Origin of the sequence: Pseudomonas sp. 30_B (assembly GCF_017491605.1) — a bacterium.
In the GTDB taxonomy this organism is placed as follows: Bacteria; Pseudomonadota; Gammaproteobacteria; order Pseudomonadales; family Pseudomonadaceae; genus Pseudomonas.
The window spans coordinates 274,876-293,348 of sequence record NZ_JAFGYY010000003.1 but is presented as its reverse complement, the minus strand read 5'-3'; the positions used below and the strand labels follow the sequence as shown (position 1 = coordinate 293,348).

The following is an 18,473-nucleotide window of genomic DNA, read 5'->3' as shown; positions in this document are numbered from 1 at the left end:
TCGCGCGCCGACCTGCCATGGGAGAGTCCTATGCTCGCGCATGAATACGACTACGTGATCATCGGCGCAGGCTCGGCCGGCTGCGTGCTGGCCAAGCGCCTGGGCGAGAACCCGGCGCTGCGCATCCTGGTGCTGGAGTCCGGTCCGGTGGACCGCAGCTGGACCATCGACATGCCCTCCGCCGTGGGCATCGTGGTGGGCGGCACGCGCTTCAACTGGAGCTACACCAGCGAGCCGGAGCCGGGCCTGGACAACCGCCGCATCGGCACCCCGCGCGGGCGCACCCTCGGCGGCTCGTCCTCGATCAACGGCATGGTCTACATCCGTGGCCATGCCCGCGACTACGACGGCTGGGCCGAACGCGGCTGCGAGGGCTGGAGCTATCGCGAGGTGCTGCCCTACTTCATCCGCGCGCAGAATCACCGGGATGGCGCCGACGCCTACCGGGGCGATGCCGGGCTGCTCCACGTCACCCCTGGCGACATCTCGCCGCCGCTGTGCCGGGCCTTCATCGAGGCCGGCCAGCAGGCCGGCTACGACTTCAGCCGCGACCTCAACGGTTATCGCCAGGAAGGCTTCGGCCCGGTCGACCGCACCACCCGCGACGGCAAGCGCTGGAGCACCGCGCGCGGCTACCTGGTCGAGGCCCTGAAGGGCGGCAACGTCACCGTGGCGACCTCGGCGTTGAGCCGGCGGATTCTCTTCGACGGCAACCAGGCCTATGGCGTCGAGTTCGAGATGGACGGCGAACTGCATCAGGTGCGCGCCCGCCAGGAGGTGCTGCTCAGCGCCGGCGCTATCAACTCGCCGCAACTGCTGATGCTCTCCGGCGTCGGTCCGGCGCAGGACCTGGCGCGTCTGGGTATCCCCGTAGTGCACGACCTGCCCGGCGTCGGCCAGCGCCTCAACGACCACCCGGACACCGTGGTGCAGTACCGCTGCAAGCAGCCGGTGTCCATCTACCCCTGGACCCGCGCACCGGGCAAATGGATGATCGGCGCCCGTTGGTTCGCCAGCCACGACGGCCTCGCGGCGAGCAATCATTTCGAGGCCGGGGCGTTCATCCGCTCGCGGGCCGGGGTGGAGTTTCCCGACCTGCAACTGACCTTCATGCCGCTGGCGGTGCAGCCGGGCAGCGTCGACCTGGTGCCGGAGCACGCCTTCCAGGTGCACATCGACCTGATGCGTCCGACCAGCCTGGGCAGCGTCAGCCTGACCAGCGCCGATCCCCACCGGGCGCCGCGCATCCTGTTCAACTACCTGACCACCGAGCGCGACCGCGCCGACATGCGCGCCGGCGCCCGTCTGGTGCGCGAGATCCTCGCCCAGCCGGCCATGCGCGCCTATGCCGGCGACGAACTGGTGCCCGGCGCCGACCAGATCAGCGACGCCCAGCTCGACGCCTGGGCCCGGCGCGTCACCGAGACCGGCTACCACGCCAGCGGCACCTGCAAGATGGGCCCGACCGGCGACCCCGAGGCGGTGGTCGATGCGCAGCTGCGCGTGCATGGACTGCGCGGTTTGCGGGTGGTCGATGCGTCGATCATGCCGGAGATCGTCAGCGGCAATACCAATGCGCCCACCGTGATGATCGCCGAGAAAGCCAGCGACCTGATCCGCGGTCACAAGGCCCTGCCGGCCAGCGATGCGCCGGTATGGATCCACCCGCGCTGGCGCGAATGCCAGCGCTGACGCGCACTTGCCAAACCCGGCCCGCTCCGCTTGCATAGGCGCAGCGGGCCTACCCATTCGAGCGAGGCGGCGGCCAATGCAGCCGGCGCCCATTTCCGTGCCAGGTGCCACCATGAAACGAACCGAACCCCTCAGCCTGGATTGGCAGGAACCAACCCGCCCGCCCCTGCGCATTGGCATCCTGCTGCTGCCGTCGTTCTCCAACTTCGGCCTGGCCGCGCTGATCGAGCCGTTGTCCATCGCCAACTGGCTGGCCCAGCGCAGCCTGTTCCAGTGGACCCTGCTGTCGGTGGACGGCCAGCCGGTGCCCGCCAGCAACGGCCTGCTGGCCAGCCCCCAGGCGAGTATCGGCGACCCCGGCGAGTTCGACGCCTGCGTGGTGATCGCCAGCTTCGACGTGCACCGGCACGCGCGCAATCCCGCGCTCAAGGCCTGGATCAAGCGCCAGGCGGCCTTCGGCGCGGTGCTGGCGGGCATCGAGACCGGCACCGAACTGCTCGCCGCCGCCGGTGTGCTCGACGGTCATCCCGCCGCGGTGCACTGGGACAACCTGCAAGGCTTCCAGGAGAGCTACCCGAAGGTGCAGGCCTGCGCCCAGCTCTACTGCCTGGGCCGCACCCGCCTGACCTGCGCCGGCGCCACGGCGGTGCTGGACATGCTGCTCGCCTGGCTGGACAGCCTGGTGGGCGGCAACCTGGCGCGCGAGGTGGCAATGCACATGCTCATCGAGCAGGTGCGCGAGCCGCAGGTGCAGCAGGCCGAAGGTTATCGCCGCAGCCTGCACGCCCAGGCCGGCAAGATGAGCCGCGCCATCGAGCTGATGGAGCAGCACCTGGAGGAACCCTTGAGTTGCGAGGCCATCGCCGAACGGGTCTCGCTGTCACGCCGGCAGCTGGAGCGGCAATTCATGCAGCACACCGGCCTGACCCCGCTGAAGTACTACCTCAGCCTGCGTCTGGCGCGCGCCCACAACCTGCTGCAGCAGACCCGCATGAGCGTTGCCCAGGTCGCCGCCAGCTCGGGCTTCGGTTCACTGGAACACTTTTCCCGCGCCTACCGCGCCCGATTCGGCTGCCCGCCGAGCAACGACCGCTCGCAGAGCCTGAGCGCGCCGGTCATGCGCCAGCCGCTGGCGCATGACCCTTCGTTGCTGCCGCTGTAACCCTGCGAGTCGGCTGCTGGCGCCCTGTCAGCTGCGGTAGTCGGGTTCTTCCTCATCGAGGATCGTCTGCAGCGCGTTGAAATGGCGGACGGCGAAATCCGGGTAATCCAGCCACTGCCGGGCGGTCTTGCGCGCCACCTCATCGCTGGCGATGCGCAGCGGGCGGTCGGTGGCCAGCGCGGTGAGGTAGACCTCGCAGGCGCGCTCGAAGTAGTAGAGGTCGTCGAAGGCCTGGGCCACGCTGGGGGCGGCCACCAGCACGCCGTGGTTGCCCATCAGCAGGATCGGCTTGTCGCCGATCTGGCGGCTGACCCGCTCGGCCTCGTCGCCCAGGCCCATGCCGTCAAAGCCCTCGTCGATGGCCACGCGCTCGAAGAAGCGCATGGAGTTCTGCTCGATGGGCGGCAGGCGCGAATCGGCCAGGCAGGCCAGCGCGGTGGCGTACTTCGAGTGCACGTGGAGGATGCAGCGCGCATGGCGGTGGCGGCGGTGCAAGGCGCCGTGCAGCGCCCAGGCTGTGATGTCGGGCGCGTCGGGGCGGTCCAGGGCGGAAGGATCGTCCGCATCGAGCAGCAGCAGGTCGCTGGCGCGGACCCGCGAGAAGTGCCGGCCATAAGGGTTGATCAGGAAGCGCCGGCCATCCTCGGACACCGCCAGGCTGAAATGGTTGGCGATCGCCTCATGCATCCCCAGTCGGGCAGTCCAGCGAAAGGCACAGGCCAGCTCGGCGCGGGCCTGGGCATGGGCGTCAAGAACGGCAACGGATTCGGTGGGCATGGCAGCTCCTTGGAGGCGCGGGTGCGTCTGGGGTCACCTCCGAGTCTAAGGACGGCAACGGCGGGGACTTGATGCGATGCGACCTGGGCTGTCGCGAATGCACGGCAATACGGCGGCGTAGTGACCACTTTTCGTCACCGGCGCAACCCCCTAACAGGTCATGCCTCGCCCTCGGGTGGAGCGCTAGGTTTCGTGAGCAGGCTGGAAGGATCGAGCAGCCCCGCAGCCCGCGAAAAGCCCATACCACTGAGATCGGAGCGCAGATGATGCCCAACGACTACCTGATCGACCGTCTAGCCATCGAAGGCCTGTACATCCGCTATTGCGACCTCGTCGACAGCAAGCGCTTCGATGAGCTGGGCGACGTGTTCATGGACGAAGCCACCGGCGACTACACCCAGGCCCTGGGCCCCGGCGTGATCAGCCCGAATCTCGCGAGCCTGATCGCCTCCATGCACCTGAACCTGGGCGAAGGCTCCAACTGCGGCGCCACGCACCACAATGTGGGCAACTTCAGCATCGACATCGACGGCCACTCCGCCAGTACCCGAGTGCACTATTACGCCGTCCATCGCGGCATCAACGACTGCGCGGGCGCGCTCTATTCGATGTGGGGGCAGTACGAAGACCGGCTGGAAAAGACCGCGGCCGGCTGGCGAGTGAAGGCCAGGGTCTACAAGTGCTTCCTTTCCGAAGGACCGGCTGCGGTGGTGAGTGCTTCGGCGCGTTGAAATCCCTTGCGCCCGAATTCATCTGCGATAGATGAATTCGGGCGCAACTGGAGAGGGCCAGCAGCAGTTGTCCCTTTGCCGAAGAGCCACCCTCCTCCGATCACACCCCATATTCATCATGCCGCCGCCACCAGAAGCCCTGCTCATTGCGCCCGAGCGGCGCGCGGTCGAGCCAGGTGTACATGCTCCACAGGGCATCCAGCCCGCGCGCATAGGTGGAGTAGTTGTGGTAGATGACGCCGTCCTCGCGGATGAAGGTGCTCAGGCCCGGTCGGTCGCGGGAGAAAGTGGGCGCGTCGGTGCCACAGCGGGCGGCGAAATGGGTCATGGTTTCGGGAATGCGTGAGGTATCGAGGGCCGGTTCGCGGCGGCCGTAGTTGTAGTCGATGGTGCCGGCGCGCTGCTGTTCCTGGGTGAAGGCGACGTTGAAGTCGAAGTTGAAGTCGCTGTCCTTCGAGGAGGCCCAGGGGAAGCGCCAGCCCATGCGTCGCTGGTAAGCCTGCAGTTTCTCCAGCGGTGCGCGGGAGACGGCGCAGAGCGTGACGTCATGATGGGCCAGGTGGACGACGATGCCGTCGAAGCCGTCGGCGATGGCCGAGCAGGACGGGCAGCCGGCGCTGTAGTCGGGGCCGAACATGAAGTGGTAGACCAGCAGTTGCGAACGCCCCTGGAACAGGTCGCCGAGGGTGGCGGGACCGTCCGCCGTGTCGAAGCGGTAGGCCTTGTCGACCTTGACCCAGGGCAGCGCCTGGCGCCGGCGGGCGAGTTCGTCGCTCTGGCGGGTCAGGGCCTTTTCCGCGTCGAGCAGTTCCAGGCGTGCCGCCAGCCATTGTTCGCGGGTGGCGAGGGGATGCGTGGCCATGGGGAAATCCTCCGGTCGCCGGTGGCGACAAATCGGTCAGTGGGCGAGGGATAGGCTAGGCTCGGGCCCAGGCATGGCGGGAGTGACAAATGTGGCGGGAATAGCACCTGTGGCGGGATTGCGATGGACTCTCTGGTAACGGCTGCCGCGCGGGCGCTGGCTGCGGGTGATCCGCTGGCGGCGCTGAACCGCATCGCCCTGCGCGATGACCCGCCGGCGCTGGCGTTGCGTGGCATCGCCATGGCGCAACTGGGCGATCTGGACCGCGCCCGCCAGCTGCTGCGCCGGGCTGCCCGCGCCTTCGGGCCACGGGAGGCGATGTCGCGCGCCCGCTGCATCGTCGCCGAAGCGGAGGTGGCGCTCGCCAGTCGCGATCTCGGCTGGCAGCCCCGCGCATTGGCCGCCGCCCGGGCGACGTTGGAATCCCACGGCGACCGGGTGAACGCCGCCCACGCCAGCTACCTGGAAATCCGCCGCCTGCTGCTGATCGGCCACGTCGACGATGCCGAGCGGCAACTGGCCGGGCTCGATCCCACTGCCCTGCCCCCGGCCCTGGGCACCACCCACGCGCTGATCACCGCCGGCATCGCGCTGCGCCGCGTGCAGAGTACGGCCGCTCGTGACGCCCTGTCCCAGGCACTGTTCCATGCACAGCGGGCCGGTATCCCCGCGCTGCTGTCGGAGGTCGAGCGGGCCTCGGAAATGCTCGACACCCCCGCCGCCCGGCTCATCGACGGCAACGAAGAACGACCGCTTCGACTCGATGAAGTCGAGCGATTGCGTGAGTCCGATGCGCTGCTGGTGGACGCCTGCCGCTACACGGTAAGCCGGGGCGAGGTGGCGATCTCACTGGCGCGCCGGCCGGTGCTGTTCTGCCTGGCCCAGGCGCTCGCCGAACACTGGCCTGCCGATGTGCCGCGCAATACGCTGATCGCCCGCGCCTTTCGAACCTGCTCGCCGGACGAAACCCACCGCGCCCGCCTGCGGGTGGAGATCGGCCGGCTGCGCAAGGCACTGATCGAACTGGCCGAGGTCAAGGCCACGCCCCGTGGTTTCATCCTGGCGCCACTGGCCACGCAGGAGGTATGCGTGCTGGCCCGGCCGCTGGAGGAACGCCACGCGGGAGTGCTCGCCTGCCTGGCCGATGGCGAAGCCTGGTCGAGCTCGGCGCTGGCCCTGGCGCTGGGCGCCAGCCAGCGCACCGTGCAGCGCGCCCTCGATACGCTGGCCGAAAGCGGTAAGGTGCAGTCCTTCGGCCAGGGCCGCGCGCAGCGCTGGACCGCCCCCACCGTGCCGGGTTTCGCGACGACCTTGTTACTCCCCACGCCCTGGTCGGGGAACTAGGCTGGAGTCTCGATCACTTCAGACGAGGACTGCCCCATGAAACGCTCCAATGCCGAGATCCTCGGCGAATTCGGCCCCTTCCCCGGAGTCAGCGCGGTGCACGGCGTCACCTTCGATGGCGAGCGCGTGTGGTTCGCCGTCGGTGAGCGGCTGCTCGCCCTCGACCCGGACAGCGGCGAGACCGTGCGTACCCTGAACGTCCCTGGCGATGCCGGCACCGCCTTTGATGGCCGGCACCTGTACCAGATCGCCGACGCGCGCATCCAGAAGATCGACCTGGCGACCGGCGAAGTGCTGGCCAGCATCCCCGCCCCTGGCAACGGCGCGGATTCGGGCCTGGCCTGGGCCGAAGGCACGCTCTGGGTCGGGCAGTACCGCGAACGGAAAATCCACCAGATCGACCCGGACACGGGGAAGGTGCTGCGCACGCTGGAGTCCAACCGTTTCGTTACCGGGGTGTCCTGGGTCGACGGCGAGCTCTGGCACGGCACCTGGGAGAACGAGCACAGCGACATCCGGCGCATCGACCCCGGCACCGGCGAGGTATTGGAGAGCATGGAGATGCCAGCGGGCATCGGTGTTTCCGGGCTGGAATCGGATGGGGGCGAGCGCTTCTTCTGCGGCGGTGGCAGCAGCGGCAAGCTGCGCGCCGTGCGGAGACCCGCCCGGCGCACGGCCTGATCGATATTCAGCGCAGGCGCAGCAGCCGATCCAGCGACCAGCCGCCCGCACCGCGCGCGATCAACAGCAGCAACAGGCCGGCCCATGACAGGTGCGTGGGCCAGGCGTCCGGGTAGACGAAGACCTCGATCACCGTGGTCATGCCCAGCAGCGCCAGCGCCGAGAGACGGGTGAACAGGCCGAGCACCAGCAGGACCGGGAACAGGTGCTCAGCGTAGGTTGCCAGGTGCGCCGCGAGGTAGGGCGAGATCAGCGGCAGCGCGTATTCGGTCTGGAACAGGTCATAGGTGCCGGGGGTAATGGTCAGCAGCCCCTCGACCTTGGTCCGCCCGGACATGAAGAACACCGAGGCGATCCCCAGCCGCGCCACCAGGCACAGGAAGGACTCGCCCAGGCAGCGCTGCAGGCCGTCGGCCAGGTGGTTCCAGAGCCGGCGCGGTGACCAGGGAGAGGAATGGGCGATGTCCATGGCGGGCTCCTTCAGGCGAGGCAGAGAGGACGGAAGACGCGGGCCCGCAACAGGCGGCCGAGCAGGTCGGTGAAGTCGAGGTCGGGCTGGGCCTCCAGCGCCAGCGTCGAAGCCTGATCCAGATTGCAGCCGGCGGCGCAGGCATCGAGGAAGGCGCAGCCGCCTTTCTCCAGTGGGAGCCCGACGACACCCTCGGGGCCGGCGACCAACAGCGCGCCCTCGCCGATCCACGGCAGTTCCTCCGGCCAGTCCAGCCCTTCGCGGCTGCAGTGCCAGAGGCTGTACACCGGTTGCGTGTCGAACCAGTGCCAGCGCACGGCGCTGTGCGGGCGCAGGCAGAAGCTGCCCAGGTCGGCGGCGGTCATGCCCATCAGCGAAGTCAGTTCCAGGCTTGGCCCGTCAGGGGCGCAGAAGACTTCCAGCCAGTCGCGATCCAGTCGCGCCACGTCAGCCAGGTACGGCAGCTCGCGGGCACTTTCCAGGTCGGAGAGAAAGGCCGGGAAGGCCGCGCCGTAGCGCACCATCCGCGCATCGGTCGGCGGCGAACGCCAGGCGAATTCGGCCGCAGCAGCGCGCATCCACGGCGTGCCGACCAGCCGCTCGACGCTGGGATAGTTGTCGCACAGGGCATCGACGCAGCCCTTGAGCACGGTGTTGCGGTAGACGGCGAAGGCCGCCTGCGAGGTCAGCGCGTCCAGCTCAGGGGCCGGGCGCTGGTAGAGGGCGTCGATGAAGGCGTCCTGGAACTGGCCGAGGGAGCGTTTCATGAATGGCCTCCCGCAAGATTCAATGAGGCCTGGGCGATCTCGCGCTCGGCCAGCAGTTCGGCGAACGCCGGGATATGGTCGTCCCGCTCGATCAGCGTCGGCCGTGGCCCGATGCGCTGGACAAGGCGCTGGTAAAGCGCCCAGACCGGTTCGGCGATGGCGGCGTCATGGGAGTCGATCAGCAACTCGCCGCCTTCGTCATGGCTGTGCCCGGCGAGGTGAATCTCGGCGATGGCCTCGGCGGGCACCCGCTCCAGATAGGCGGCGGCGCTGTAGCCGAGGTTGTGGGCGCTGACATGGACGTTGTTGACGTCCAGCAGCAGCGCGCAGCCGGTGCGCCGCACCAGTTCGACGAGGAAATCGATCTCGTCCCAGTCATGCCCTTCCAGGCGCAGGTAGTGGCTCGGGTTCTCGATGGCGATGCGCCGGCCAAGGGCCTCCTGGGTGCACTGGATGTTGTCGGCGATGCGCGCCAGCGCCTCGTCCGTGCGCGGGAAGGGCAGCAGGTCCGGGTGATACTGGCCGCGCCAGGCGGACCAGGCCAGGTGTTCGGAGACCAGCGCCGGCTCGACGAGGTCCACCAGGGCACGCAGGCGTTGCAGGTGGTCCCCATCCGGCGCTGCATCCGCCGCCAGCGACAGCGACACACCATGCAGCGAGAGCGGGTGGCGCTCGGCCATCCGCTCCAGCCACGCCCGGCGCGGGCCGCCGACCATGTAGTTCTCCGGATGGACTTCGAACCACAGGCCGTCGGCGGCGCACGCCAAGGCCTCCCCATAATGCTCGGGCTTCAGCCCCAGCCCGGCGCCCATTCGGTTGTATGCAGACATGGTCGGCGCCTCCCCGTCAGGACTTCATCGGGGTCAGCGAGCCCATGCCGTGAGGCGTCTTGATGCTGGTGCAGGTGCCGGCGGGGACGTTCTTCCAGTGCATGCCGTCGTAGTCCTTCTTGGCGCTGCCCGCACAGGTGGTACCGGCGCCGGCCTTGCAGTCGTTCTTGCCGGCCATGGCCACGCCGTAGCATTTCTCCATGGCCGCGCCGCCGGCCGGGGCTTTGGTGTCATCCGCCAGGGCAACGCCAGCCAGGGAGGCGAGAGCAAGGGCGGCGGTGGCGAGGGTGAGGCTTTTCATGATGTCGTCTCCACAAGGGTTGGAAGGACTCGGCGATGTGCCGGGCTCGTGGAGTAATTCGTGTGCTGCACGGAAGCGGTTACAGCCGCCTGAAAATTTTTTTGAGACTTCGTCCCCGCCCCCGCTAACGTAATGAAGTGCTGTGGTTGTGCATGCCCATGGATTGCCCCGCGACTGACCGCGGGTCGACCTGCAAAGAAAATTCCCTCACGGATGTAACCCAGGCGGCCAATGCAACGAACTACCCATGAGGACGCGTTGAGCGCCCGCGAAGCGCAGTTGCAGGCCCTGCTGCTGCGCGGCATGGCGGGTGATGCGGCGGCCTATCGCGAATTCCTCGCGGCATTGGCGAACCATGTGCGCGGCTTCCTGCGGCGCCGCCTGGAACGGCGCCCCAGCGAGATCGAGGACCTGCTGCAGGAAGTCCTGCTGGCGGTGCACAACGCCCGTCACACCTACCACGCCGACCAGCCGCTGACCGCCTGGGTGCAGGCCATTGCCCGCTACAAGCTGGCCGACCACTTCCGTGCCTTCGCCCGCCGCGATGCGCTGCACGATCCGCTGGACGACGACGGCGACCTGTTCGCCGAGGGTGATGAGGAGCCCGCGCAGGCCAGCCGTGACCTGGGCAGGCTGCTGCAGCACCTGCCCGAGCGCCAGCGCCTGCCGATCGTCCATGTGAAGCTGGAGGGACTGTCGGTGGAGGAAACCGCGCGGCTTACCGGGCTTTCCAGTTCGGCGGTCAAGGTCGGCATCCACCGCGGCCTGAAGGCGTTGGCCGGGATGATTCGAGGTAAAGGTAACGATGAACACCAATGAACTGATCGACCTGCTCGCCAGCGGCGAAGGCCCCGTGGAGCGCCACGCCCTGGCGCGCCGCCTGGGCGTCGCCCTGCTCGGCGGCGGCCTTGGCGCGCTGCTGCTGACGATGACGCTGTACGGCGTGCGCGCCGACCTCGCCGAGGTGGCCGTCACCCCGCTGTTCTGGGCCAAGGTCGCGCTGCCCGGCAGCCTGGCGCTGCTCGCCCTCTGGCTCACCCAGCGCCTGGCCCGGCCGGGTGTACGCGGTGGAGCCGCCTGGACGATGCTCGTCCTTCCGCTGCTGCTGGTCTGGCTGGGCGCGGCCGTCACCCTCGTCGGCGCCCCGCAGGAGGCCCGTGCCGAGCTGATCCTCGGCCGCACCTGGCGCACCTGCGCGCTGAACATCACCCTGCTCTCGGTGCCGGCTTTCATCGCCATCTTCTGGGCCCTGCGCGGCCTCGCCCCCACCCGCCTGCGCCAGGCCGGCGCCGCCGGCGGACTGCTCGCCGGCGCCACCGCCACCCTCGCCTACTGCCTGCACTGCCCGGAAATGGGCGTGCCGTTCTGGGGTGTCTGGTATCTGCTGGGGATGCTTGTACCGACGGTGCTGGGGGCTGTGCTGGGGCCGAGGGTGTTGCGGTGGTGAGGCGCACTACCTGATGTGATGGGAGGCATCAAGGCTTCAGCTTTTGCAAATAGACCAATCAGCATTTCTCAGTCAGACCGCAAGAGTCTGTTCGTGAGACGAGCCATGACCTCGTTGGCAATCACGGCACATCAATCTCTGTCGGTTTCCTTTCGTAGCCTCCCCAACAACCCGCCCAAACCTGGAGTAATCCGGCTGAAGGTCGGTACCTCGTCCCACGGCACCCAGAGTCGCCCCTGCCAGTCGAGAACAGCCACCTTCTTAGAACGCCAACCCATTGCTACCCGACGGGGGCGTTGTGGGTCGGCACGCCCCTGGTCACGCAGCAACGGGATCACCTCATCCGCCAACCAACTCGCCACCGTGCGGTACTCCGGGTGGCCATAGCGGATCAGCGCCTTGTACAGCGCCGGTTCGTTGAGCACCTCCACCTTCTCCTCGGTGCCCCGGGCGTGCAGCAGCCAGATGGTCCGCACCTCATCACCCGCCACCCGCCCCGCGAGGCTCTGCGGATGCCGCAGACCGAGTAGGCACGCAAGGTCGTGGGCGACGAACCAGGGCTGGTCATCGATCAGCACTCCTCGCAGGGGACGGTTGTGACGCATAAAGGTGGTGGCGGTGTAGAGATCATCCATGGCAAGCCTCCGCGGGCTGGGAAGAGAGGTCCATTTCTTCGAATCGCCAAACTCTAGGGTTGAGGCAATCTCAAACGGGCGAGCCAAGGCGCGGGGGCATGGCTTCCCGTTCAGCAGTGGTTGGGTCAGTATTTGAGGTCACCCAAAAGCGACAGAGCAATATTTGCTCAGTTGCAATATTGCCTAACCCACAAGGATTGAGCAACTATTGCTCAAAAATACTTTCCTATGACGGAAACGACCGCAGATAGAGTTCGGCTATTGATCAAGCTTCTAGGGCCCAAGAAAACCAGTCTGCATGGCGGCGACTACGACCGCTGGAGAAGCATCAGCAAAGGGGCAATCCGGGCCAGCACCGAAGAGGTCGATGTGCTGGTGAAGCTTTATCCCCAGTATGCTCTCTGGCTGGTGACTGGCACTCAAACCACCGAAATTGAGCAACTGACTCCCAATCAAGGTGATAAATAGCGCAAGTCGTCCCAAGGGTACGACCTCAATCAATGGAAGTGAGGTACGCATGAGTGCACTACTGAAACAGGCCGCAGAGCACTGGCACTTCGTCGCCCCGCTACTCACCCCGCCAAAGACCGAGACGGACTACGACACCCTGGTCGAAGCGCTGGACGAACTGCTCGATGAAATCGGCGACGAAGAGAACCATCCGCTCAGTTCTCTGGCCTCGCAGATCGGCGATAGGATTGCGGCCTACGATGCTGAGCACTATCCATTGCCGGGTATGGCGGGTGATGGAGAGATTGAATGACCATTGAACTACGCGAATTCGATACCAGCGCCTACCTCGATAACGAAGAACTGATCGCTGAATATCTGGCCCAAGTGCTGGCTGACGGTGATTCGGACGAATTGTTGGTGGCTATCGCCAATATTGCCAAGGCGCGCAGCACGACCAAGACGGCACGCGACTGACGAAAAGAGGGGCAGATGCAATATCTGCCCCTCTTCGTTTCAGACACCCGCGGAGGCTCCATCCCGCTCCTTCAACAACGCCTTGATCACCTCTTCCTGCTCTTCATAGTCACCCTCCCCGATCGCCAGATGGCGAATCCGCCCCTTGGCATCGATGAAGTAATGCGCCGGCCAGTACTGGTTCGCAAAGGCGTTCCAGATGCGGTACCGGTTATCCAGCGCCACGGGGTAATGGATGTCGTGCTTCTTCACGGCATCGCGGACGTTGGCGGGGATGCGCTCGTAGGGGTATTCCGGGGTGTGCACGCCGATCACCACCAACCCCTGGTTGCCGTACTTCTTCGCCCAGGCATTCACGTACGGCAGGCTGTGCTGGCAGTTGATGCAGTCGTAGGTCCAGAAGTCGATCAGCACCACTTTGCCGCGCAGCCCCTGCAGGCTCAGCTCGGGGCTATTGATCCACTCCACCGCGCCCGTGAGCTCAGGGGCGGCGCCCAAGTCCGGCAGGCGCTCGGCGCCCTGGGCGGAGTCGCCCGGCATGAGCTTGGCGAGCAACGCGGGAACGCCGTCGATGACCTTGCGCTCCAGGCTGTTCACCAGGGTGGATGAACTACCGGAGGTGAGCTGCGCACTGGCGCCGCTGGCGATCCCAACCACCGCCAGCAGGGCGACCACGCCGGTGGCGCGACGCAGGCCTTCGAGCACAGCCAGGCGCGGGCGCAGGTGCTGCATCAGGCGACGGCCGGCGAAGAGCACCACGCCGAGCACGGTGGCACTGCCCAGGCCGTAGGCGAACAGCAGCACGCTGGCCTGCGCGCTCGGCCCCTGGAGCATGGCGCCGGAGAGGATCAGGCCGAGCACCGGCCCCGCGCAGGGTGCCCACAGCAGTCCGGCGGCAAACCCAAGCAGATAGGCGGAGAACGCCGGCGGCAGGCGTCGGGCTTCGCCGTACAGACGGTCGCCGAGCGAGGCCCAGGGTTTTGCCAGAACATCGCTGAAGCGCGGCCAGAGCAGCGCCAGCGCGGAAGCGGCCAGCAGCACCAGGGCGACATGGCGGCCCCACTCGCTGGCGGCAATCACCCAGTTGCTGGAGACCGTGGCCAGGCTGGCCAGCACGGCGAAGCCGCTGGCAAGGCCCAGCAACGTGACCCAGGGCGACCAGGCCGGGCCGCCGGCGCGTTGCAGCAGCAGCGGAAGGACGGGAAGGATGCAGGGACTGAGCAGCGTCAGCACCCCGCCGAGAAAGGCGATGAGCAGCATAGGTACCTCGAGGGGGCTTGGGTCGGCTAAACGCCCCGGCCGTCCCTGGCCGGGGCCAAGGGGGAATCAGCCACCTTCGTTGCAGTTGGTGGCGAACTTGCGATAGGCCAGGCTGTGCGCCAGCCCCTGGGAATCCAGGTAATCCATGCGGGCGTTGACGATGCCGCAGTCGAACGGTGAGCCGCTGTCTTCGTGGATGGCGATAACCTGCTTCACGTCCAGTTTCTGGCCATAGTGATAGGGCTCGACCGGCACGGTATCGGCGGCCTGGGCGCCGAGGCTGGCGAAGGCGGCGATAACTGCCAGCAGGCCGGCGCTGCCGAGGTGGAAGGTTTTCATGGTGATCTCCTGACCTGTGATGGGTTGTCGGCGGGAGGCGGTTCGCCTTGCCGTTGGCGCCCATTTCAGTCGCCGGAGGTATCGCGGTTGTGTCGCGCGCAGCACAGGATTGCCACGCCGGGTATCGACGGCGGTGGGAGATACAGTGGAATACAAAGCGCGCGGGGCAAGCGCGAAGCGGCGCTATACACTTCGCTCAACCCACTGCGAACGAGGACTGGCCATGGACCATGTCGATCACGTACTCATCGTCGATGACGACCGCGAGATCCGCGAACTGGTCGGCAACTACCTGAAGAAGAACGGCCTGCGCGTAAGCCTGGCGGCGGACGGCCGGCAGATGCGCGCCTTCCTCGACGGCAACACCGTGGACCTGATCGTGCTGGACGTCATGATGCCCGGCGACGACGGCCTGAAGCTGTGCCGCGAGCTGCGCGTGGGCAAGCACAAGTCCACCCCGGTGTTGATGCTCACCGCGCGCAACGACGAGACCGACCGCATCATCGGCCTGGAAATGGGCGCCGACGACTACCTCACCAAGCCCTTCTCCGCCCGCGAGCTGCTGGCGCGGATCAACGCCGTGCTGCGCCGCACACGCATGCTGCCGCCGAACCTGCAGGTCAGCGAGGCGAGCCGGCTGATCGGCTTCGGCCGCTGGAAGCTGGACACCACCGCACGCCACCTGCTCGACGAGGACGGCACTCTGGTAGCCCTGAGCGGCGCCGAGTACCGCCTGCTGCGCGTGTTCGTCGACCACCCGCAACGCGTGCTCAGCCGCGAGCAATTGCTGAACCTGACCCAGGGCCGCGAGGCGGACATCTTCGACCGCTCCATCGACCTGCTGGTCAGCCGCCTGCGTCAGCGCCTGCTGGATGACGCCCGCGAGCCGGCCTATATCAAGACGGTGCGCAGCGAGGGCTACGTCTTCGCCTTGGCGGTCGAACTGCTCGAGCCGAACGAATGAAATCCGTCCTGCTCTGGCCACGCACCCTGGCCGCGCGCCTGGCGCTGATCTTCCTCGCCGGGCTGGTGTTCGCCTACAGCCTGTCGTTCTGCTCGCAGTTCTACGAGCGCTACCAGAGCGCCCGCAGCATGATGCTGGGCAACCTGGAAACCGACGTCAGCACCGCCGTCGCCCTGCTCGACCGCCTGCCCAGGGATGAGCGCGAGGCCTGGCTACACATGGTGCAACGGCCCAATTATCGCTACCTGTTGAGCGAGGGTCAGCCGGGAGAGCCGATGAACATGGCCCAGGCGCCGATGGCCGCCACCTCCATCGCCGATGTGGTCGGCCCGCGCTACCCGCTGCGCTTCGAGAACATCCCCGGCTCCATTCCGCACTTCCAGGTGCACCTCAAGCTCGCCGACGGCAGCCCGCTGACCATCGACGTGACGCCCAAGGGCGTGCCGGTGGCGCAATGGCTGCCGTGGGTATTGATGGTGCAGCTGGCACTGCTGCTGTTCTGCACCTGGATCGCCGTGCGCCTGGCGATCCGCCCGCTGACCCGGTTGGCCCAGGCCGTGGATCACCTCGATCCGGACGCCCCGGCGCCGGAGCTGGACGAACACGGCCCCAGCGAAGTCGCCTACGCCGCCCGCGCCTTCAATGCGCTGCAAGGGCGCATCGGCGCCTACCTCAAGGAACGGATGCAACTGCTCGCCGCCATCTCCCATGACCTGCAGACGCCCATCACACGCATGAAGCTGCGCGTCGAGCAGATGGACGACTCACCCGAGCGCGAGCGCCTGTGGAGCGATCTGGAGGAAATGCAGCATCTGGTCCGCGAAGGCGTGGCCTACGCGCGCAGCATGGACGGCGCCAGCGAGGCGGCGGTCAAGGTCAACCTGGATTCCTTCCTCGACAGCCTGGTCTTCGACTACCAGGACAGCGGCCAGGCCGTGGAGCTTCAGGGCAGCAGCAACGTCGTGCTGGAAACCCGCCCCCATGCACTGCGCCGGGTACTGACCAACCTGGTGGACAACGCGCTGAAGTTCGGCGGCGCAGCCTTCGTGCAAATCGAGCGCAACGCCGAGGGCATCGTGTGTGTTCGTGTACTGGACGACGGTCCGGGCATCCCCGAGGAAGAGCTCACCGAAGTGATGAAACCCTTCTACCGGGTGGAAAGCTCGCGCAACCGCAGCACCGGCGGCACCGGTCTTGGGCTGGCGATTGCCCAGCAGCTGAGCCAGGCGCTGGGCGGCACGCTGAGCCTGTCCAACCGCCCCAGCGGCGGGCTGTGCGTGCAGCTGGAGCTGCATCCCTCCGCCTGACACCTTGCTCGTGAAAGGATGTACACAGAGATACATGACGGGCTTTGGCGGACACATCGCAGATAAACCCCGTTGACAGCATGGCTCCACGAATCGCGGCGGCATCCCGCACGCCGCGTTCACAGTTCGGAGCCTGCCATGAACCGCCCTACCGACACCGCCCGCCTGCATGGCTGGCGCCTGTTCTCCCTGCTGTCGCTGCTGGTGCTGATCGCCACTGCGCTGGCCCTGTGGTCCCAGCCGCAATGGGTGGAAGCCCTGCGCAGCGCGATCCGCGTCACCGCCCGCACCTCCTTCGCGCTGTTCCTCGCCACCTTCCTCGCCTCATCCCTGGCGGCGCTGGTGCCGAGCGAGTTCACCCGTGGCTTGCTCCGTGAGCGGCGCTTCCTCGGCCTTGCCTTTGCCTTCTCCCACGCCGTGCACGCGGTGCTGATCATCCTCTACGTGAAGTTCTTCCCCGAGACCTTCTGGCACGGCCGCAGCGTCGCCACGAGCATCCCCGGCTCCATCGGCTACCTGTTCATCATCCTGCTGGCCGTCACCTCCTTCCCCTACGCGGTGAAGCTGCTCGGCGCCCGCATCTGGAAGGGCCTGCACAGCACCGGCACCTGGGTGATCGCCGGGGTGTTCTTCCTGTCCTTCTACAAGCGCCTGCCACTGGGCTCCTGGTACCCGCTGGGCTTCGGCCTGATCTTCAGCGCCATCGCCTTCAAGCTCGTCGCCAAGCTGGCCGTGCGCCTGCGTCGAAACGCGAGTCCAGCCGCCGTTCCGAGCGCGATTCGCTGACGTTCTACCTCTTCCTCAACGTTCGACTTTGCCCCTGAGGTGCACCATGACCCTGCTCACCCTGAACCCGATCAAGACCGCTTTCGACCAACTCGACCGCCTCGCCGCCTGGGGCTGGGACATTCCCCTGCGGCTATTCCTGGCCTGGGAATTCTTCGAGTCGGGCCTGGAGAAATGGCACGGCGAAAACTGGTTCGAACAGATCCACGCCAGCTTCCCCTTTCCCTTCAACCACTTCTCCGCCGGCTTCGACTGGCAGGTGTCGATGTGGGCCGAGCTGATCGCGCCGGTTCTGCTGTTGCTGGGCCTCGCCACGCGGTTCGCTTCGGCCTCGCTGATCGTCGTGACCATCGTCGCCATCGCCGCCGTGCACTGGCCGGCGCAGTGGTCGAGCCTGGCGGAACTGGCCCAGGGGTACTCGATCACCGACCATGGATTCGGTAACTACAAACTGCCGCTGATCTACCTGGTGGCGTTGGTGCCGCTGGTGCTGAAGGGGGCGGGAGCGCTTAGCGTGGATGGGCTGGTGCGGCGGTTTATGGGTAATTCGCGCACGGCCTGATCGCCTACTGACTCTTCTGTTACCCAGGCAACGCCCTCTCCTTTGGAGAGGGCGTTTTTATTGGTCCGCGGGAAAGTCGTGCAGCCCTGTCGGAGCGTAATGGGGCGGAGGGCTTTCTATCGATCCGTCTGCATGCACTGCATGGGTATCGCTCCACTCATCCTGCGAGCGACAGGTCCCCTGGAGCGCACGGAAGATAATCCATCAACGCAGATGTGCCCCCGTAGGAGCGGACCTTGTCCGCGAAGTCCCGCCGCCATTCCTGCGTTGAAGGAGGAACTCCCCAGTGGGAGCGGGCGTGATACGGAACTGTTGACTTGTTGGCGGGAAATCCGTCGCGACGTATTTCGCGGACAAGGTCCGCTCCTACAGTCCAGCTCCGGCGCGACAGGCTCTTGTAGGAGCGGACTCTGTCCGCGATTCGTGCCTTTGGGGCACTCCTAATGGACCGCAGGACGCATGACTGTTCGCCGTTATCCGCCACCGATGCATCAACCGGCCTCTTCGCTACGAATGGGCGTGCACGGCGGATAACGCCGGGGGCGTTATTCGCCCTACATCCGGAATTCATACCCCATGCTCGGCCGGTCGCAATTGCGCAGGCCGTAGGATGGGTGGAGCGGAGCGATA

22 protein-coding genes and 1 pseudogene are annotated in these 18,473 nt (G+C 66.8%); 14 read left to right on the top strand and 9 right to left on the bottom strand.

The features are described from left to right. Window positions 1-30 precede the first annotated feature (30 nt). Both J5M67_RS05080 and J5M67_RS05075 read left to right on the top strand, forming a co-directional pair. Window positions 31-1,692 (top strand): choline dehydrogenase, encoded by a 1,662-nt coding sequence (locus tag J5M67_RS05080; protein ID WP_207884093.1) that lies wholly within the window; start codon window positions 31-33, stop codon window positions 1,690-1,692. Window positions 1,693-1,804: 112 nt separating this feature from the next. Then, on the top strand, window positions 1,805-2,854 hold the full coding sequence (locus tag J5M67_RS05075; protein ID WP_243434489.1) for a GlxA family transcriptional regulator: 1,050 nt from the start codon (window positions 1,805-1,807) through the stop codon (window positions 2,852-2,854). Window positions 2,855-2,881: 27 nt separating this feature from the next. Here J5M67_RS05075 and J5M67_RS05070 read toward each other — a convergent pair whose 3' ends face one another. Beyond that, window positions 2,882-3,631, bottom strand: coding sequence for a class II aldolase and adducin N-terminal domain-containing protein (locus J5M67_RS05070; protein WP_207884089.1), 750 nt, complete (start codon window positions 3,629-3,631; stop codon window positions 2,882-2,884). 263 nt (window positions 3,632-3,894) lie between these two features. On the opposite strand from J5M67_RS05070, the gene J5M67_RS05065 reads away from it, so the two are divergent. After that, window positions 3,895-4,362 (top strand): nuclear transport factor 2 family protein, encoded by a 468-nt coding sequence (locus tag J5M67_RS05065; protein WP_207884087.1) that lies wholly within the window; start codon window positions 3,895-3,897, stop codon window positions 4,360-4,362. 100 nt (window positions 4,363-4,462) lie between these two features. Here J5M67_RS05065 and J5M67_RS05060 read toward each other — a convergent pair whose 3' ends face one another. Next, on the bottom strand, window positions 4,463-5,224 hold the full coding sequence (locus tag J5M67_RS05060; protein ID WP_207884084.1) for a DUF899 domain-containing protein: 762 nt from the start codon (window positions 5,222-5,224) through the stop codon (window positions 4,463-4,465). A 123-nt stretch (window positions 5,225-5,347) separates the two neighbouring features. Here J5M67_RS05060 and J5M67_RS05055 point away from each other — a divergent pair, with 123 nt between their 5' ends. Both J5M67_RS05055 and J5M67_RS05050 read left to right on the top strand, forming a co-directional pair. Beyond that, window positions 5,348-6,568: a helix-turn-helix domain-containing protein gene (locus J5M67_RS05055; RefSeq protein WP_207884082.1), complete on the top strand. Its 1,221-nt coding sequence runs from the start codon at window positions 5,348-5,350 to the stop codon at window positions 6,566-6,568. A gap of 36 nt (window positions 6,569-6,604) precedes the next feature. Then, window positions 6,605-7,249 (top strand): PQQ-binding-like beta-propeller repeat protein, encoded by a 645-nt coding sequence (locus J5M67_RS05050; protein ID WP_207884080.1) that lies wholly within the window; start codon window positions 6,605-6,607, stop codon window positions 7,247-7,249. 7 nt (window positions 7,250-7,256) lie between these two features. Here J5M67_RS05050 and J5M67_RS05045 read toward each other — a convergent pair whose 3' ends face one another. From J5M67_RS05045 to J5M67_RS05030, 4 genes are read right to left on the bottom strand one after another with little or no spacing between them, the layout of a single operon-like run. Next, window positions 7,257-7,718 (bottom strand): DoxX family protein, encoded by a 462-nt coding sequence (locus J5M67_RS05045; RefSeq protein WP_207884078.1) that lies wholly within the window; start codon window positions 7,716-7,718, stop codon window positions 7,257-7,259. 11 nt (window positions 7,719-7,729) lie between these two features. Beyond that, a complete protein-coding gene (locus J5M67_RS05040) occupies window positions 7,730-8,485 on the bottom strand; it encodes a DNA-binding domain-containing protein (protein WP_207884076.1) in 756 nt (251 codons plus the stop codon). Beyond that, on the bottom strand, window positions 8,482-9,315 hold the full coding sequence (locus J5M67_RS05035) for a DUF692 domain-containing protein (protein WP_243434488.1): 834 nt from the start codon (window positions 9,313-9,315) through the stop codon (window positions 8,482-8,484). The genes J5M67_RS05040 and J5M67_RS05035 overlap by 4 nt, the downstream gene beginning before the upstream one ends. Before the next feature lie 16 nt (window positions 9,316-9,331). Next, complete coding sequence (locus J5M67_RS05030; RefSeq protein ID WP_207884074.1) at window positions 9,332-9,616, bottom strand: DUF2282 domain-containing protein; 285 nt, start codon at window positions 9,614-9,616, stop codon at window positions 9,332-9,334. A 231-nt stretch (window positions 9,617-9,847) separates the two neighbouring features. On the opposite strand from J5M67_RS05030, the gene J5M67_RS05025 reads away from it, so the two are divergent. Both J5M67_RS05025 and J5M67_RS05020 read left to right on the top strand, forming a co-directional pair. Next, window positions 9,848-10,435, top strand: a complete 588-nt coding sequence (locus tag J5M67_RS05025) for a sigma-70 family RNA polymerase sigma factor (RefSeq protein WP_207884072.1) — start codon at window positions 9,848-9,850, stop codon at window positions 10,433-10,435. Continuing rightward, a complete protein-coding gene (locus J5M67_RS05020) occupies window positions 10,422-11,063 on the top strand; it encodes a DUF1109 domain-containing protein (RefSeq protein WP_207884064.1) in 642 nt (213 codons plus the stop codon). The genes J5M67_RS05025 and J5M67_RS05020 overlap by 14 nt, the downstream gene beginning before the upstream one ends. A gap of 131 nt (window positions 11,064-11,194) precedes the next feature. Here J5M67_RS05020 and J5M67_RS05015 read toward each other — a convergent pair whose 3' ends face one another. Beyond that, on the bottom strand, window positions 11,195-11,698 hold the full coding sequence (locus J5M67_RS05015) for a BRO family protein (RefSeq protein ID WP_207884062.1): 504 nt from the start codon (window positions 11,696-11,698) through the stop codon (window positions 11,195-11,197). Window positions 11,699-11,959: 261 nt separating this feature from the next. Here J5M67_RS05015 and J5M67_RS05010 point away from each other — a divergent pair, with 261 nt between their 5' ends. The 3 genes and pseudogenes from J5M67_RS05010 to J5M67_RS05000 all read left to right on the top strand — a co-directional run bounded on the left by J5M67_RS05010 (window position 11,960) and on the right by J5M67_RS05000 (window position 12,625). Continuing rightward, a complete protein-coding gene (locus J5M67_RS05010) occupies window positions 11,960-12,166 on the top strand; it encodes a DNA-binding protein (protein ID WP_243434487.1) in 207 nt (68 codons plus the stop codon). 49 nt (window positions 12,167-12,215) lie between these two features. Continuing rightward, window positions 12,216-12,443, top strand: a pseudogene (locus J5M67_RS05005) (transcriptional regulator); the annotation flags it as partial. Window positions 12,444-12,457: 14 nt separating this feature from the next. Beyond that, window positions 12,458-12,625 carry a DNA-binding protein gene (locus J5M67_RS05000; RefSeq protein WP_207884058.1) on the top strand — a complete coding sequence of 56 codons (168 nt, stop codon included), beginning with the start codon at window positions 12,458-12,460 and terminating at the stop codon, window positions 12,623-12,625. Window positions 12,626-12,664: 39 nt separating this feature from the next. Here the strand turns inward: J5M67_RS05000 and J5M67_RS04995 are convergent, their stop codons facing one another. Then, entirely contained in the window at window positions 12,665-13,885 is a 1,221-nt protein-coding gene (locus J5M67_RS04995; RefSeq protein ID WP_207884056.1) for a cytochrome c biogenesis protein DipZ, read from the bottom strand. A 66-nt stretch (window positions 13,886-13,951) separates the two neighbouring features. Continuing rightward, a complete protein-coding gene (locus tag J5M67_RS04990; protein WP_207884054.1) occupies window positions 13,952-14,224 on the bottom strand; it encodes a DUF2790 domain-containing protein in 273 nt (90 codons plus the stop codon). 223 nt (window positions 14,225-14,447) lie between these two features. Between J5M67_RS04990 and J5M67_RS04985 the strand changes: the two genes are divergently transcribed. The 4 genes from J5M67_RS04985 (at window position 14,448) to J5M67_RS04970 (ending at window position 17,843) form a co-directional block, all read left to right on the top strand. Next, a complete protein-coding gene (locus J5M67_RS04985; protein WP_207884052.1) occupies window positions 14,448-15,188 on the top strand; it encodes a response regulator in 741 nt (246 codons plus the stop codon). Beyond that, a complete protein-coding gene (locus J5M67_RS04980; RefSeq protein WP_207884050.1) occupies window positions 15,185-16,495 on the top strand; it encodes an ATP-binding protein in 1,311 nt (436 codons plus the stop codon). Before J5M67_RS04985 ends, J5M67_RS04980 begins: the two co-directional genes overlap by 4 nt. Before the next feature lie 138 nt (window positions 16,496-16,633). Beyond that, window positions 16,634-17,281 (top strand): hypothetical protein, encoded by a 648-nt coding sequence (locus tag J5M67_RS04975; RefSeq protein WP_207884048.1) that lies wholly within the window; start codon window positions 16,634-16,636, stop codon window positions 17,279-17,281. Window positions 17,282-17,327: 46 nt separating this feature from the next. Then, entirely contained in the window at window positions 17,328-17,843 is a 516-nt protein-coding gene (locus J5M67_RS04970; protein WP_207884046.1) for a DoxX family protein, read from the top strand. The last annotated feature ends 630 nt before the right edge of the window (window positions 17,844-18,473 follow it).